At 67.7% G+C, this 15,297-nt stretch carries 15 protein-coding genes and 2 pseudogenes; 9 read left to right on the top strand and 8 right to left on the bottom strand.

The genetic code is table 11. The annotated features are described in order from the left end of the window. Positions 1–314: 314 nt before the first annotated feature. Together R4Z62_RS23725 and R4Z62_RS23720 are read right to left on the bottom strand one after the other, a co-directional pair. Positions 315–437, bottom strand: a complete 123-nt coding sequence (locus R4Z62_RS23725) for a hypothetical protein (protein ID WP_491520844.1) — start codon at positions 435–437, stop codon at positions 315–317. 585 nt (positions 438–1,022) lie between these two features. Beyond that, on the bottom strand, positions 1,023–1,340 hold the full coding sequence (locus R4Z62_RS23720) for a hypothetical protein (RefSeq protein WP_491520843.1): 318 nt from the start codon (positions 1,338–1,340) through the stop codon (positions 1,023–1,025). 150 nt (positions 1,341–1,490) lie between these two features. Here R4Z62_RS23720 and R4Z62_RS23715 point away from each other — a divergent pair. The 3 genes and pseudogenes from R4Z62_RS23715 to R4Z62_RS23705 form a co-directional block, all read left to right on the top strand. Further along, a pseudogene (locus R4Z62_RS23715) lies at positions 1,491–1,972 on the top strand (transposase); the annotation flags it as partial. A gap of 63 nt (positions 1,973–2,035) precedes the next feature. After that, a complete protein-coding gene (locus R4Z62_RS23710; protein WP_491521919.1) occupies positions 2,036–2,344 on the top strand; it encodes a DUF6112 family protein in 309 nt (102 codons plus the stop codon). Between the two features lie 272 nt (positions 2,345–2,616). After that, the gene (locus R4Z62_RS23705) at positions 2,617–2,880 is read left to right on the top strand and encodes a hypothetical protein (RefSeq protein ID WP_491520842.1); all 264 of its coding nucleotides are present in this window, start codon (positions 2,617–2,619) and stop codon (positions 2,878–2,880) included. On the opposite strand, the gene R4Z62_RS23700 is transcribed toward R4Z62_RS23705, so the two are convergent. From R4Z62_RS23700 to R4Z62_RS23690, 3 genes are all read right to left on the bottom strand, one after another. Next, a complete protein-coding gene (locus R4Z62_RS23700; RefSeq protein WP_491520841.1) occupies positions 2,872–6,381 on the bottom strand; it encodes an NACHT domain-containing protein in 3,510 nt (1,169 codons plus the stop codon). The two genes, R4Z62_RS23705 and R4Z62_RS23700, sit on opposite strands and share 9 nt — an antisense overlap. A gap of 299 nt (positions 6,382–6,680) precedes the next feature. Then, on the bottom strand, positions 6,681–7,574 hold the full coding sequence (locus R4Z62_RS23695; protein WP_491520840.1) for a helix-turn-helix domain-containing protein: 894 nt from the start codon (positions 7,572–7,574) through the stop codon (positions 6,681–6,683). 12 nt (positions 7,575–7,586) lie between these two features. Next, on the bottom strand, positions 7,587–7,769 hold the full coding sequence (locus tag R4Z62_RS23690) for a hypothetical protein (protein WP_491520839.1): 183 nt from the start codon (positions 7,767–7,769) through the stop codon (positions 7,587–7,589). A 670-nt stretch (positions 7,770–8,439) separates the two neighbouring features. Here R4Z62_RS23690 and R4Z62_RS23685 point away from each other — a divergent pair. Beyond that, a complete protein-coding gene (locus tag R4Z62_RS23685; protein ID WP_491520838.1) occupies positions 8,440–9,375 on the top strand; it encodes a DUF5655 domain-containing protein in 936 nt (311 codons plus the stop codon). 64 nt (positions 9,376–9,439) lie between these two features. Here R4Z62_RS23685 and R4Z62_RS23680 read toward each other — a convergent pair. Continuing rightward, a pseudogene (locus R4Z62_RS23680) lies at positions 9,440–10,505 on the bottom strand (IS630 family transposase). Positions 10,506–10,807: 302 nt separating this feature from the next. On the opposite strand from R4Z62_RS23680, the gene R4Z62_RS23675 reads away from it, so the two are divergent. From R4Z62_RS23675 to R4Z62_RS23655, 5 genes are all read left to right on the top strand, one after another. Beyond that, positions 10,808–11,539 (top strand): tyrosine-type recombinase/integrase, encoded by a 732-nt coding sequence (locus tag R4Z62_RS23675; RefSeq protein ID WP_491520837.1) that lies wholly within the window; start codon positions 10,808–10,810, stop codon positions 11,537–11,539. Between the two features lie 385 nt (positions 11,540–11,924). After that, positions 11,925–12,050: a hypothetical protein gene (locus R4Z62_RS23670; protein ID WP_491521970.1), complete on the top strand. Its 126-nt coding sequence runs from the start codon at positions 11,925–11,927 to the stop codon at positions 12,048–12,050. Between the two features lie 85 nt (positions 12,051–12,135). Further along, positions 12,136–12,390 carry a type II toxin-antitoxin system VapB family antitoxin gene (locus R4Z62_RS23665; RefSeq protein WP_491520836.1) on the top strand — a complete coding sequence of 85 codons (255 nt, stop codon included), beginning with the start codon at positions 12,136–12,138 and terminating at the stop codon, positions 12,388–12,390. Then, positions 12,390–12,809, top strand: a complete 420-nt coding sequence (locus R4Z62_RS23660; RefSeq protein ID WP_491520835.1) for a PIN domain nuclease — start codon at positions 12,390–12,392, stop codon at positions 12,807–12,809. The genes R4Z62_RS23665 and R4Z62_RS23660 overlap by 1 nt, the downstream gene beginning before the upstream one ends. 208 nt (positions 12,810–13,017) lie before the next feature. Next, positions 13,018–13,572, top strand: a complete 555-nt coding sequence (locus R4Z62_RS23655; RefSeq protein WP_064537650.1) for a GH25 family lysozyme — start codon at positions 13,018–13,020, stop codon at positions 13,570–13,572. Positions 13,573–13,581: 9 nt separating this feature from the next. Here the strand turns inward: R4Z62_RS23655 and R4Z62_RS23650 are convergent, their stop codons facing one another. Together R4Z62_RS23650 and R4Z62_RS23645 are read right to left on the bottom strand one after the other, a co-directional pair. Beyond that, a complete protein-coding gene (locus R4Z62_RS23650) occupies positions 13,582–14,241 on the bottom strand; it encodes an NADPH-dependent F420 reductase (protein ID WP_018568592.1) in 660 nt (219 codons plus the stop codon). A 91-nt stretch (positions 14,242–14,332) separates the two neighbouring features. Next, on the bottom strand, positions 14,333–15,085 hold the full coding sequence (locus R4Z62_RS23645) for a FadR/GntR family transcriptional regulator (protein WP_491520834.1): 753 nt from the start codon (positions 15,083–15,085) through the stop codon (positions 14,333–14,335). Positions 15,086–15,297 lie beyond the last annotated feature (212 nt).

Below are 15,297 nucleotides of genomic sequence, written 5' to 3'. Positions count from 1 at the left end.
GCCCGACCAGATTCGCGTGCGAAGCCCCATGAGCAACGGCGTTGTGCTGCCGGTTCGGAAACGTCAAGGAGCGCTCTTCGGCACAGGGCGCCGGGTGGTACTGCATCACCGCCTCTTGGTGCGGGTCCCAGAATCACCGCCTCTTGGTGCGGGTCCCAGACCCATATCCACGACGTGCGCACAGGATGGGCAGTTCGTAGACCGGCTCGGCGTACGGGCTGATCTCTTCCCCTGTTGAGTCTTGCGTGGCTGCAAATGTCACGAACCATGTGGAACTACTAGCGGGGCCCGTCATGCCGAGTGAGGCCTGGACGTCATTCCTGTGCGGAGGTAGTCAACTCCATCATTGCCTGATAGTAGGTCTCGCCGTCAATTTCACCGTCCTGATATTGGCGCATGAGCTCGTCGACTTCGGCTTTTAGTTCTGCCCGGTCCATCCTTGTCTCCCGATATGTTGGATTCGGCGGCATCCTAAGTCAGACAACTCACCTTCGACGTGGCCGCCCGGCTTGGTGGGGTTGGAGTTTAGATCGGCGTGGACTCGGGGCTATGAGTCCATTTCGTCCTCGGCCTCGCACCAATGATCTCCGCTGTGCTCTGGCTCCAGGCGGCAGCGCACCCCTCCCAACTTGCGTCGGCCGTACGGAAAGTACAGGGCGTCGCACCAATTGTCGGAATCGGCCACGTGCAATCCCTCCTCTCGCTGGCGCCTGATGGACGCCGGCATCCTGCTCGCCATCTGAAGGATGTGTCATCCGTCCGCTGAGTACGGCCTCGGAGTCGGTCGGGAGATCTGGAGACCGGATCCTTCCTCACGATCATTCCACAGCTGGAGCACTTCAGTTGGTTGGTCGTGTATGGCGGGAGCGGGTACGGGGCCTGGCGGGGCATCGCCACCCGGTTCGACAAGACACCCGAGAGCTACGTTGCCAGCCTCCACCTCCGCGCCTCGATGATCTGGATCAAGGAGCTCACCAAGACCACCCCTTGATCACGACCAAATACGCTCCCTAACTTGATCTTTAACCTGTTGGCGGTTCCGCGTCCCAGCGGAAAGAGGCACGGTCCTGGTCGATGTGGAGGAGGAAGTTGCCAACAGGCCCTGTCGGCGACACCAGGGTTAGGGCACTTTCGATGCGATCGTATGCGTCGTCGAGCCGTTCGAACTCTTCAGCCTCGAGGATGGCGTTGAGCTCGTCGAACCAGGGCCTGAACTGGCTGAAGGCAGGCTCAGGGAAGAAGCGTCCACGCTGCCAAGGCATGCCTGCCTCATCGACGGTGATCGTGCCGACGCGAGTACCGCCGTGCAGGAGCTGCCACTCGCTGTCGGGACCGGTCATTCTGCTCCTTCCCTGATTTTTGGTCTCGGAGTCCGAACGACCCGTCGTACTTGATCACTCGGATTAGTAACCGCCGTACGTGCGGGCGGCCTTCGGCCGAGCATGTGATCCGACCAAGGAAAGCACAAGCTCAGCGCGAAGGCCGTGGGGATGAGTCTGTCGCATCACGCTGTCCGGCAGGATCCGTTCGCGGGACTGTCACGCTTCCGGGGTGAGTTCTACTCCTGTCTGACCCGGCGTGCGGACGCACTGTTCGAACTCGCGGACGCCGTGTTGTGCGCGGATGGTCCGGTGCGGTCGTTGGTGGAACTGTCACTGGTCGGTGAACACCGTCGCGGGCACGGCGCGCACTACGATGCCCTGTCCGCGGGCCGGGTCGATGTGGCCCGACTGCGACGGGGGCCGTGGCCGCGATGCCTCTGCCGCGGGCGGCGGACGGCCGGCTGGTCCTGGCCGCCGACCTGACCTGCTGGCTGCGGCCCAGCACCCACACCTCACCGCAGCGGATCCTGTGCCACACCTACGGGCGAGGCAAGGATCAGCACATTCCCGTGCCCGGCTGGCCGTACTCGGTGATCTGCGCGCTGGAGACGGGCCGCAGCTCCTGGACGGCGCCACTGGACGCACTACGCCCTTTCGCCTCTCCTTCCTCGCGCCGTTCGTCGGCGCGCCCATCATCACACTGGAGATCACACATGTATCTGGCTGACCAGGCCATCCAGCTCGCGTACGACCCCGGGATCAAGCCCAACGAGGGCGGTCTGCCGGGTCTGTCCGTCCTCAAGCAGGTCATGGGCAGTATCAACCTCTTCGGCATCGTCGCGGTGGTGGGCGCGCTCGCCGTCAGTGCGGGCGTGTGGGCCTGGGGGCATCACTCCGGCGGCCACCAGGCCGAGGCCAACGGGAAGAAGGGCGTGCTCGTGAGCGCGGGCGCGGCTCTGCTGCTCGGCGCGGCGAACGGTGTGGTCGCGTTCTTCAGCACGCTGGGTTCGCAGGTCCGCTGATGACGATGCGCCCCTCGAACCCCAGCGACGCATCGCGCGTCCGCCGCTGAGCGCTGCTGGGCACCGCTGTTCTGGTGGTGCTCGTGGCCCTAGCGGGCCGCGCCGCCTATCTCACCCGTGACATCAGGGACTCCCCCGCCACGACGCCCTCGGCGGGAACGCCCACCACGCCGACCGCAACGTCACCGTCCATAGACGGTCCGCAGACCCCTGCCGCGGTCGTGAGTACCGGGCGGTCGGTTTTGCCTGTTCCCCCGGTCACGCACGATCCGGTGGCGTTCGGCAAGGCGGCTGCGCAGGCGCTGTGGTCGTACGACACCCGGGCGTCCTCCCAGCGTGAGCTGCTGGAAGCGCTGCACGGGTGGCTGACCCCGGAGGCCAAGACCGTGAGGGTTCGTGCCGAAGACTGGTCCTGTCGGCATCGTGACTCGCAAGGCGAGGTGGTCAGACCTCTGCTCTGCCGCGGTCGTCGCAGTTTGCCGGCTCGTGCGTTTCGGCTGACGATCACGCCCGGCGGTGATCTGACGTCATTCTGAGATCTCAACGCGAGGCCGGGTATGGCTGCACTCGCAATCCCTCACCTCTGCTGGAACCACTGTTCCGCAGTTCAGGCAAGTCCACTGCTGAGCGGGAACGTTTAGAGCTTCCTTGAGCACGGGCAGTTCGGGCGTGGGAATGTCGGTGAGGCCGCGGGCGGTCTGTTCACGGACGAGGAGATCGGGGTCGCAGAGCAGCGGGTGAGCGTCACGGTGTCGCAGGCTGTCGGCGAGGGTTGCGGCGCGAGCGTGTGCTGCTCCGGCGCGGACGAGGGCGTCGTCGTCGGGGAGAGAAAGATCGGGCCAGTGGCGGGCGAGGAACTGGGCTGTGCGCAAACGGATGCGCGGGCTGAGGGCGGGCAGTCCCGTCACCAGGTGTGTGCCTAGGCAGCTGGGAAGTTGGGCGGTCTCAGCCAGTGTCAAGGCGAGAGTGACGAGCCAGGTGTTGCCGTGCCGCAGGGTCTGGAGGAGCAAGTCGTCATCGATGGCTACGGCGGCGTGTGCGGATGCGGGTGCGCGGGTGCTGGGTTGGTAGAGGAGGCTCCAGTCGGTCTTCTCTGTGTTCTCCTCGTTGAGGCTGCGCAGTTGGGCGCTGATGAGGGTGCTCTCGTAGCCGCAGGCTTTGATGGTGAGGCGGAGAAGGCGTCGGGTCAGTTCCGGCTGGTGTCGTACCGCTGCCGCCGAGATTTTCAATGCCCCGACGGTTCTCATTCCGAGGACGCCGATGAACGCGGCTGCCTCGTCGAGGTGCCAGGCCTGTGCCGGCGCGAGCGTGACGGGTTTTTCGTCGAGGCTGGTCAGAAAATCGAAGAGCGCTGTCATGTCAAAAGCCGACTTGGCCAGCCACGTGAGTGTATCCGAGCTGCCGAGCTGTCGGATGGCCTTAAGAGTGACCGTGTGGCCCAGTCTTGGAAGCTCCACCTCCAGCCACTCCAGTGTGTCCAGGGTGATGTTGGTGGCGATGTCCGCGACGGACGAGACGGTCTCCGGCCGTCGAGGTACCAGATAGGTGACAGCGGCGCGTATGAGCTCGTCGGAGCCGTGGACGCGCCCCGGATCCTCCTCGGCGTCATCGTCGCCGAGACATTCCAGGGCAGTCTGGAGAACGTCGAGTTCATCGTCTGTGAGTTCTCTGCCGTTGCGGTGGGCCTGCTGCTCTAGGCACAGAGCCGTGACGACGGCTTCCAGCCGGGGACTCAGCGCGGCCGCAGCAGCGGACAGCTGTTCCCTCTGTGAGGTGTCGAGGTCCTCGCTGGCCAGACGGATGATGAACTCGGCACGCGGGGATTTGCCCTCGCTCAGATCGATGACGTGCTCAGAGGAAGCTGGCGGATAGCGGTCGGGGAAGGTGGTCAGGCGGTCCAGCTGGGCCTGTCGGTAGGTGTGCAGGGCCGCCTCCGGGAAGACGGCTCCGTCCTTGATCGCGGCGTGGACCAGATCGAGCATTTCGCCGCCCTGGTCGAGAGCAAGGGTGATGAGGGCATCGGCGGCCAGCGAGGACAGGCTCGCGGCCAGCCGCGCGGACTCCGGCCGTTCGACGGCAGCCTGATCCACCCACTGGCTCAGGGCTGCTGCGTTCCGCACGGCCCAGCGTGCCTCCCCGATCTCGGCGAACAGGCGGGTGCGGGCCGTAAGGATGCCCTGGGGAACGTCGGAGATGAATACGCCGGCGGTGGCATCCCAGTGCTCCAGGATGGGCCGTGCGGCGGCAGCGGCTGTACCTGCTGCCTTGCCCCAGTGATGCTGGAGCCGGTCGCTGACCGCGCTATGGGCGTGTTGCCATGGGGTGCTGCCGTGGGCGGCCACCAGCCGGGCGATGTCGTCAAAGCAGTCGAGGAGAACATCGGCGGTCAGTTCGGGGGCGGTGTCCGGCACGGTCAGGGTGGTTCGGCGCATCTCCCACTGGCGGACGCTGCTGTCGATCACCTCCTGCAGCAGGCCGGCGCGTCCCGAGGGGACAGCTCGCACCGGTCGCTGGGCGATGAGCAACACCATCAGTGTGGCCATCAGCGGAATTCGCCACAGGTCGGGTTCGGCGTGCCGGGAGTGTGCAATACGCGCTCTGCGCTCCGCCTTCCACCCGGCGTCCACTGCTTCATCACCCAGCTGCTCGGCCACGGCGGCCAGGAGCCGGTCGAGGGTGTCGGCCAGATGCCAGGGGTCCTGCAGCCGGTATACGGGCAGCCGTAGCAGCCCGGCAGAGTCGAGGCAGGAGTGCCGGGACGTGACCAGGACGTCCAGGTCCGCAGGTAGCCGACCGATGAGGTCGGCGACGGCCTCCACGACCGGATCCCGGTGCCCCAGGGTCTCGTCGAGCGCATCCAGGACCAGGAGGGCCTGGCCCTGTTCGACGCGGGCAAGCAGCGCTTCGGTCAGCAGAGGCTGGGCGTCGCCGAGCGCGGCGCTGATGAGGTCACGAACCTCCAGCCTGTAGGGGCCGGTGGCGGGCAGGCGCGGGATGAGGTCGCGGAGGCGCAGCCATACTGGGACGGGGGCACGGTCGTTCGCGGCCCAGCGCGCTGCGATCAGACGGGACGCCACGGTCTTTCCCGCACCCGGGCGACCCACCAGAAACAGCCGCCCCTGGCGGCGTACCGCGTCGATAAGCCTGTCATCCTTGTTCTCGCGACCGGGCGATGTTGCGCGAAGGTTTTTCGTCATGCCCGGCACGGTCATCGACGTGAGTCCCAGCCCGAGGTCGGCGAGAGGCAGGACGTCCTGCATCTGCGCCCATTGTGCGCGGTAGCGCTTGATGGCCTGCTCGCGGGCTTCCAGCCGGGCCGCGGCAGAACCGGAGGCATCGGCGGTGAGCGGCAGGTGGGCGTCTGTGAGCCAACTCCGCCAGATTCCCTGATCGGAGGAGGAACGCTGCTCGGCCTGGGTGCGGGCTGCGGCACGCAGGGCGCGGAAGGCAGCCTGCCCGTGTCCCGCGGAAACGACGGCCGCGTTCAGACACGCGGAGCCGAGCGCCTCGCCAGGGCCGTTGTCCCGGGCATCCACGACGAGAATCGCGGCTGCATCCAGAAGGCGTTGTGTACCCGAGGCGTCGAGACCGTGCCCGGCGGCCAGTCCCTGCAGCTCCTCAAGGTCTGCGGTAGAGGCCGGGGAGGCTCCGTGGCGTCGGGACACCAGGGCATCAGCCAGGCTCTGATAGGTCGCCCTGCTCCGGGCGACGACGAGAAGCAACTCGTCACCCGGCTTGCACTCGCCGGAGGCGACAGCACGGCACCACTGGTCAACCGTGTCCTGGAACGCCTTGCGCTCGGCTTTGAGTTTCGCCTGTATGAACGCGCGCGTGCCATCGTGGAAGTCGACCACGACGTCGTCGACGTGGAAGTCGGCCTCCATCCGCAGCAGAACCGGAGGCGCATCGGAGCGCAACCACGGGACCGGCTCCCCCAGCAGCCCATAGGCGGCAAGCAGAGCCGCTACTCCGGCCCGGTGGCTGGCGCCCGCTTCGTTGCTCGCCCCGCCGAGCGCGCCGCGCTTCGCTGTCCGCATGAACCGCATCCCTCCCGGAACCGAGTCCCTTCGCCCGGCTTCGCCCAGGACCGACTGGTTCTTCGCGTTGATGCTAAGCCGGACCAAGGACAGACGATGCCGGAGAGGCCCGGCGCCTCCATGACGGCTACCCACCGGAGCACGCCTCATCGGAGCTGCTGGCGCTCATCTACCTGCGCTGGCGGGGCGGCCGATGCTGATACCGAGAGGCATCGGGCGCCCCTGTCAATATCCCACAAGCGGGCTCCTCGGTGAGCACCTCTCAGGGCGACAACTGGATGGCTATCCGAAACTGCTTGTCAACGACGCGCTGCACGGCGGCGCGGCTTCGACTTTCCCGCTTTCCGCCTTTTGCCCAGGAAAGGTCGCGGCTCCGGCTCCGGAGCACGCAAGGACAGGGCGGGGAGGACATCGAGACTGAACTGCCCGAAGGTATTGGTCTTGCCCCAAAGGGGCATCCTCCTCAGATCCTCTTCGTACTCCACGAAGTCCTGGCGGTAGCGGCGGCGGACCTTCTCGGCCGCATCCGTGGTCGCCTCGCCCAACTCATTCCAGGGAACCAGCTCTCGATCCTGCCGAGCCCACCTGTTCATCACCAGGTGATGACGCTGTTCTCGGTGCCACACCCGGCGCCACGCCCCCACCCACGCCTTTTCCTCCGCCTCGGGGACCTCACAGACCTCAAGGAAGGAGCGGAGCTGATCGATGGTGAGCATGGTGGCGCCGTGGAGCATGCGGTGCAGAGTGCTGTGCGGCAGACGGTTGAGTCCCGCCCGCACCTCCATCTCCGCCAGGGGCATGGAGCCCGCGCGATAGTAGAGATGGCGGAGCCCGGCGAGGAGGTCGGCGGAGTTGCCCACCAAATGCGCCTTCGGCACAGTCTTCCCGCCCCGATGGGGATTGGGGCGCTCCAGTGCGCGGGCGTCGCGCCAATATTTGCGAGCCACACTTGCGCTGGCCCCACACGCCTCGGCGTACGCCTCCACAACGGGCAACCGCGGTATAGCCTCACCCGACGCCGCACGGCGCAAGGTGGAAGCGGAGAAGTCGGCAGAGCGCAACTCGGTGCACCTATCCGCGAGCTGGTTATAGGTGAGCCCCGCCTCCGTACGCCATCGGCGCAGGTGCGCAGCAAGCATGAGGTGGCCAGGGTTGGCGCTGCTATCCGGCAACGGCTTCTCGGGACGTCCCATCGCTGCCTCCCCTCAAACCAGGTGGAGAGCGCTCAGGTGGACGCGGCGAGTGAAGCGGAGCGTGGCGATGGCGCCCACGCTGATGACTACTGCCCCGGCTACGAGCTGGAGGACCGTGGTGAGGTCCAGGGACTGCCCTTCCGGGCCGTGGGAGGCGTACAGGGCAGCCGTGGTGAGGACGATAACAATCACCACCACCGCCTCCGTACCGCGCAGGCGGTGAGGTGCGGGCGGCGTGGCGGGATGGGCAGCATGACGAGAGCGGCTCATTGGCAAATCCCCCTCAAGGGTCGTATCGAGGACCGACTGCTTCGCGGCGTCGACAGGATGCGGACTCCTTCGTCACCGAGGGGCGGTGGTAGACGCCCGTTGGTGTGATCAGTAATCCTGCCTCATGAGTTGGGGACGATGGGGAGTTGATTCAGTGGCATCCCGCCCCCTAGGTTCTGTGCCCCGCTGGCTAGCTCACGCTGCAACTCTGCACCGCCCTGACCTGCTGTTTTCACTATCTGGCCAGATTTACCTTGTCAACGGGGTTGGGGTTGAGTCAGCTGTGTCCCTCTTCGGCTTGCTCCCAAGCCCGCACCGGTGCGACGCTTCCTAGACCGGCGTACGGGACGTGATCGTCTCAATTCCCCTCATGCGGACTCCTTCGAAAGCTTCGTGAGGCTCAGGTCGGTGTGGCAACGGATCGTGTGTGGTAGCACGCCGGGCCATCTGTGAGGGCCGGGCCGTTGAGGTCCGGCCCTCACGCGATTTGCAGGATGGATATGCCCAAATCGAAGCTGCCAGCCAGCCTGCGAGCGGAATATCCAGGGCGTCCGTTCGATTGGCTTCCTTGCAGAGATCGTGGGAGGGGGCGCTGGTGGCCGAGCTGATGGTGTTCCGGCAGGACGTGGACGGACGGGACGTCGAGCTGGCCGGTTCGACGGTGGCGCTGGAGGTGGAGCTGCAGCGGCGGGTCGAGGCCGGCCTGGAGCAGATGCTGGGCGTCCGTTTCCTGGCCTCGGAGTATCCGACCGGGCCTTGGCACCGGGGGCGGATCGACACCTTGGGGCTCGATGAGAACGGCAGCCCGGTGGTGATCGAGTTCAAGAAGGGCTCGGACAGCGGGGTGATGTCCCAAGCGGTCTCCTACCTGTCCTGGTTGGAGTCGGCGCACCACGAGTTCGAGGCGCTCGTGCGGAGGGTGCTGGGGGTGGAGGCCGCTGAGTCCGTCGACTGGCGTCGTCCGCGGATGATCTGCATCGCGGCGGGCTTCTCGCATCACGACCGGGTGGCGGTGCAGAGGTTGCCCGAGCGGATCGACCTGGTGTGCTACCGGATCTTCGACGGTGGTCTGCTGGGTCTGCTTCTCGTGGACTCCGCGACCGGCTTCCCGAGCGCTGCCTCGTCTCGCCAGGGTCGGGAGCGGGCACTCGTGGTGGACAGCGTGCCGACGGCATCGGCGGTCTCTCCGCCTTCGGGTGGCGGAGCGGTGCCGGAGTGCCTGCGGGACCTGTACGCGGAACTGGACGAGGCGCTCACGGCGTGGGGCGAGGTGGAGGTGGCGTCGCTGCGGCACTACATCGCCTACCGGCGGTTGGTGAACGTGGCGTCGGTGATCTTCCGTCCGAAGCACGAGGCGATCCTGGTGTACCTCAGACTCGATCCGGACTCGGTCGAGTTGGAGGAGGGCTTCAGCCGGGACATGCGCGGTATCGGGCACCTCGGGACCGGCGACCTGGAGGTCCGCGTCGTCTCGGCAGCCGACTTGGAGAAGGCGGCGCCGCTGATCCGGCGGGCGTTCGAGGCGGCCTGACGTAACAGGAGGGGCGGCTGGTGCATCGGTTACTGAACTTGAACCCGTGATGTCGCGCGGTTGGTCAGGTGGGTCTGATGGTCAGGCCGGTCTCTGCCAGGCAGCCGTCTATGAGTTCGCTGCGGTACTGGATGTGTCGTAGGCCGCGTCGGATGCGCTGGACGAGGTGGTCGGGGGTGTGGAAGGCGACGTTGGAGAGCCATCCCCGCCGCAGCAGGGACCAAATCCCTTCGACCGGGTTGAGGTCGGGTGCGTAGGTCGGCAGGTAGTGGATGGTCAGCCAGTCCCGGGCTTCGGCGAACTCCCGCAGGCCGGCTGCTTTGTGGACGTTGAGGTTGTCCCAGACGAGCACGATCGGGCCGCCGAGCTGCCGGTGGGCGGCGATCAGCAGGTCCCGGTAGTCGCGCCAGGAGAAGCTCTTGCGCCCGTCGCGCCGGCCGTCGTCCCGGCGGGGCCGGTAGATCAGCCGGGACCGGTGACCGGGTTTGTAGCAGGTCAGCGCGGCGATGGATATCCGCCTGCGGGACCGGCCCCGCACCCGCACCACCGGGGTCCGGCCGCGCTGCGACCAGGTCGTGGCTGCGGCGGAGTCATGGAGGAACCGGCCTCATCCTCGAAGACGAGCCAGGCCCCACTCACCGCCGCGAGTCTTCCGCGCAGGGCCACACCTCCTTGATCCACCCGGCCACCGCCTCGTCGTCCCGCTCCATCGCCCGCCGGGCCGGGACCTGGCAGGACCAGCCATTGCGCACCAACAACTTCCGCACACCCTGGATGGTGTAGTTCAGGTGGAAGCGCCGGCCGATCACCGTCCTGATCCGCGCAAGCGTCCATCGCTGGTCCTCCCAGCCGTGCGTGGCCGGCCCCTTGGCCAGCTCCGCCTCCAGTTGCGCGAACTGCTTCTCGCTCAGCCTCGGCAGCGACGCTGGCCCCTGCGACCGCAGAGCCCGCGGACCTCCCTCGTCCCACGTCCGCCGCCATCGCTGCACCGAACGGACGCTGACCCGCAGGTCCCTGGCGATCACAGAGCTCGCCTCACCCCGGGCGAACCGTTCCGCCGCCTCGAGCCGTAACCCCTCACGGAACTGCTGACGCTCGGCGGTCAGTCCGCCCCCTTGTGGATAACGCATGCGCCGGTGATACCGCACCGACGACCAGTCGTCAGCCCCTACGACAACACGAGTTCAAGCTCAGTAGCACCGACCAGCTCATGATCACGCACCACTGGAGGGCCCCGTCATGGCGGGTTACATAGAAGACCGATGGCTGAAGAAGCGCCCCGACAAGCTGACCGGGAAACGGGTGCGGACCGCGATCTACGGCACCGGGAAGCGCTACCGGGTAAAGGGGATTCCCGGCATCCAGGACCGGTCGTTCCACACGAGCGAGGACGCGAAGCAGTGGCTCGCCAGCGCCAAGGTGGACTCCAGCCGTGGCGAGTTCGTCGATCCCCGCAAGGGGGGAGATCCTTCTCACCGATTACATCGTCGAGTACTGGTGGGCGGGGCGCTCCGACGAGCCCTCGACGGCGGACCCGATGCACAGCCGCATCTGGAACCACATCATCCCCTTGGTGGGCGACTACGCCCTGCGTGAGATCGACGCTTCCGCTCTACGGACCTTCAAGGCAGCACTGCTCACAAGGGTCGAGGAGTCGACGGCAGAGGTGATCTGGGGACACCTGTCCTCGATCCTCGGCAGTGCCGTCGACGACCAGCGTCTGCTGCGCAACCCGATGAAGATGAAGAACAGCGTCAAGCCCCCACGAGCGATCGACAGCAAGGCCAAGGCGTGGTCACGTGAGGTCGTCGACGCCGTCCGCGCGGAGCTGCAGGAGCGTTACCAGATCGCTGTCGATCTCGGCATCGGCCTCGGGCTGCGTCAAGGTGAAGCGTTCGGTCTCGCCGAGGAGGACTTCGACTTCGCGGCCGGTGTCGTTCACGTCCGGCGCCAGCTCAGGTGGGACATCAAGGGGCGCCCTTACTTCTCGCTCCCCAAGGGGCGCAAGATCCGCGAGGTCCCGCTGCCGGCCAACCTGGCGGTGAGAGCGCGCTCTCACTTTCGCCGGTTCCCGTCGACTTCCTGCACGCTGCCGTGGCGGAACCCGGAGGCCCCATCACCGCGCTCGAAGAGCGTCAGCGGAAGCCGATCACGGTCGACCTGATCCTCACTTCGTCGCACGGCAACCGCATCTACTACCGCACCTGGAACGACCGCAGCTGGAAGCGTGCGCTCGCCGCCGCCGGGCCGATCAAGCCAGTGGGCGAGAAGGTGCGGCACGACGGCAACCGAGTCCGCCGGGCCCCGCGCTATGCCGCCCCACGCGAGGACATGTTCCACGCCCTCCGCCACACTTATGCGAGCATGCAGCTGGAGGCTGGCGAGTCGGTCGTCAGCCTGTCCAAGTGGCTCGAGCACTCGACACCGAAGGTCACACTCGACCACTACGCTCACTTCATGCCCGGTGCGGGGCAGCGAGGGCTCGCCGCGATGGACGCATGGCTGCGGGATCCCTCCCGGCCGAAAGCCCCTGAGAAGTCCCTACAGGCGTGGATCGCCCCTCAGACACCTCGAACATCCAGGTCAAGAACATAGCGCGCCAGGGGGCGAATATGTCGGTGAAGTACAAGGAGACGGCGCGGGGCGGGCTGGCGGTGAACATCATCGAGTACTGAGCCCTCCCCTCGAAGCGAAACGATATCGAGCATCACGAAACAGCGGTATCATTTCCAGCGCTGGGGCTCTCCGAAAGGGACAATCATGACCAGAACAGTCATCGACCTCGACGAGGACATGGTTGCCGAGGCCATGCGGATCTTCGGTACCAGGACCAAGGCCAAGGCCGTTCGCCTCGCCATGGAGGACGCGGTGAAGCGGCACCTGCGGCAGGAGTTCTTCGACGCCATGGACGCTGGAGAGCTGGACTTCAGCGAGATCGTCGAGTCGACCGGCCCCCGCAACGCCGACGGTTCCCTCAAGGGCGGCAGCGGTCGCGACGGAGGGCGCGCCGCCTGATGAAGGGCCGCTACCTGATCGACAAGTCCGCGCTGGCCCGCTGGACTAAACCGAACGTCAAGGAAGTCCTCAGGCCACTGCACGAGCGCTATCTGCTCGCGGTGTGCAGCCCGACCGAGTACGAGATGATCCACTCGGCACGCGACAGCGCGGAGGCCACGCGCATCAGCACATGGCTCCATGCCTTCGACTACCTGCCCACCGGCGACGACGCCTTCGGCCGCGCCCTGGAGATCCAGCGCCACGCCCTCAACGCGGGCTTTCACCGGGCGCTGTCGCTCCCGGACCTGCTGATCGCCGCCACGGCTGAGACCAACCGCCGGACCGTCCTCCACTACGACGGCGACTTCGACATGATCTCCGCCCTCACGGGCCAGCCCACCGAATGGGTCGTCCCGCCCGGCAGCGCCGATCGGTGATTCGCTCGCCGTTCGTGACGACCCCACGGTGCGGCACGGTCGCGCCGCGGAAGGCGGTATACGGCGCGTGCGCCGTGTTCGGGGGTGTGTGCGCCGTGTGCTCTGGTTTGGGCTGATGTTCGAACGCCGTGGAGGGATCGACCGTACCGAAGTGGGGCAGAACTCAACCGACGGCCCCTCCCCCCACGGTTCGTTCAGGGAGTTCCGCATGCTGCAAGGCATCGACGTGAGCGCGTACCAGTCCTCCACCTACGGCACGAGCGGCCTCTCCTTCGTCTTCATCAAGGCGACAGAGGGCCGTACGTACGTCAATTCCAGGCTCACCGCCCAGACCAAGCACGGGCGCGACGCCCATCTGGTCGTCGGCTTCTACCACTTCCTGTGGCCCGGCAACATCGCGGCCCAGGCCGAGTACTTCGTCTCGCACGCCCCGGAGCAGCGGGGCGACATCCTCGCCGTCGACTGGGAGACCACCGGCGAGGGCACCCACGCCTCCAACGCGGAGAAGGACTCCTTCATCCGCAAGGTGAAGCAACTGCGCCCGCACAACCGGGTGCTGCTCTACACCAACCGCCACTTCTGGCTGAGCGTCGACACCACCTCCTACGCGGGGGACGGGCTGTGGGTCGCCGACTACGTCTCCGCCGGCCACCCCCGCATCAAGGCCAAGTGGCGCTTCCACCAGTACACGGACGATCCCCACGACAAGAACGTGGCGAACTTCTCCAGTGCGTCGGCGCTGCGGGAGTGGGCCAAGGCATGAGACCGGGGGTCAGGCGCGGAAGTCCGCCGGGCGCTCGGGCGAGGCCGCGGCCAGCGCCTCGGTGACCGCGTCCACGCCCTCGCGCAGGCCGTAGACCGGGGTGCCGGGCTGCTGGCGCCAGGAGTCGTCGAGGGTGCCGGAGTCGACCGTGTCGAAGCCCAGTTCCCCGATCAGCGCCCGTACCTTCGCCTTGGCCGCCGGGTCGTCGCCGGCCACCGGCAGCGCGAGGCGGCCGGGGTCGCCGGCCGGGCGGTGCCGGTCCAGCAGGTCCTGGGCGTAGGTGCCGTTGAACGCCTTCACCACGGGGTGGCCGAGGTGGCGCTCGGTCCAGCGGCTCTCGGTCAGCCCCTCGTCCTCGATCGCGGCGATCCGGCCGTCGCGCTGCGGGTAGTAGTTGTTGGTGTCGATCACGACCGCGCCGTCCGCCGCCTCCTTCAGCAGTCCGGCCGGCAGGTCCGGGACCGCCTTCAGGGGGACGGTGACCACGACGACCTCGGCGCCGCGCGCCGCCTCCTCGGCCCGCACGGGCCGCGCGCCGGTCTCCTCGGCCAGCGCGGTGAGGGTCTGCGGGCCGCGCGAGTTCGCCACGGCGACGTCGTGTCCGAGGGCGGTGAGCCGCCGGGTGAGGTTGCCGCCGATGTTGCCCGCTCCGATGATGCCGATCTTCATCTCAGTTCGCCTCGCTCTTCCGGGGAGACCCCGGAGGCCGGTGTGGATGTCGGTGCCGTGCAAGCGATCTCCAACCGAGGGACGGCGCGGGCTATTCCGGGGCCGGCTCCGTCTCCCCGGCTGCCCCTGCTCCCCCGGCCTCCCCTGCTCCGCCGGTCCGCTCGCGCAGCAGGCCGAGGGTGGCCTCCAGGTCGGCGCGGAGCACGGCCGCCGCCGTGTCCGCGTCGCCCGCCGCGACGGCGACGACGAGGTCGTGATGGGTGTCGGCGCCGGTGTTGGGGTCGTGCACGCGCAGCCCGGTCAGCTCCAGCAGGGTGACGAGGCCGGAGCGCAGTACGGGGACGAACTCCTCGAACAGCGCGGTCAGGACGGGGTTGTGGGCGGCGGCGACCACCCCGCGGTGCAGCGCGATGTCGGCGTCCACGAAGGCCGCGTCGCCCTTCGCCGCCGCCGTGCGCCGGCCCTCCAGGGCGGCCTCCAGCGCGGCCAGGTCCTCGGGCGTGCGGCGCCTGGCCGCCAGGCGGGCCGCCTGCACCTCGACGCCCATGCGGACCTCGTAGACATCGGTGACCGCGGAGCGGCGCAGCCGGGCCGGCCAGTCCTCGGCGGGTTCGGTCGCGATCACGAAGACGCCCGCGCCGTGCCGGGGCCGCACCAGTCCGGCACCGGCGAGCGCGCGCAGCGCCTCGCGGACGGTGGAGCGGCCGACGCCCAGGTCCCTGGCCAGGGTGGTCTCACCGGGCAGCTTGGTGCCGACGGGCCACTTTCCGGCGGCGATCTGCGCACGCAGCCGCTCCGCGGCCTGTTCGACCAGCGGGCTGGGGCGGAGGGCGCCTGGGACCATCGGGTTCTCCCACGGGTTGAGGGGGCCGGCGCCGGGGTGCGCCGGTCCGGGGGCTCCGGCGAATTATCACTTGTCTGAGGAGCAGAGGAGTCGCTAGCGTACCGCCATGACGTTCCGCGCTCCGCTTCTTCTCGGCTGCCGCGGCGGGGTCTGACGCGACCGGCGCCCCGCCGCGGGGCGCCGTGCCGCCGGTCACCGTCCGACCCGCCGAA

The organism is Streptomyces sp. PL-25, from assembly GCF_058344915.1.
This window is presented reverse-complemented; position numbering and strand designations above follow the sequence as displayed.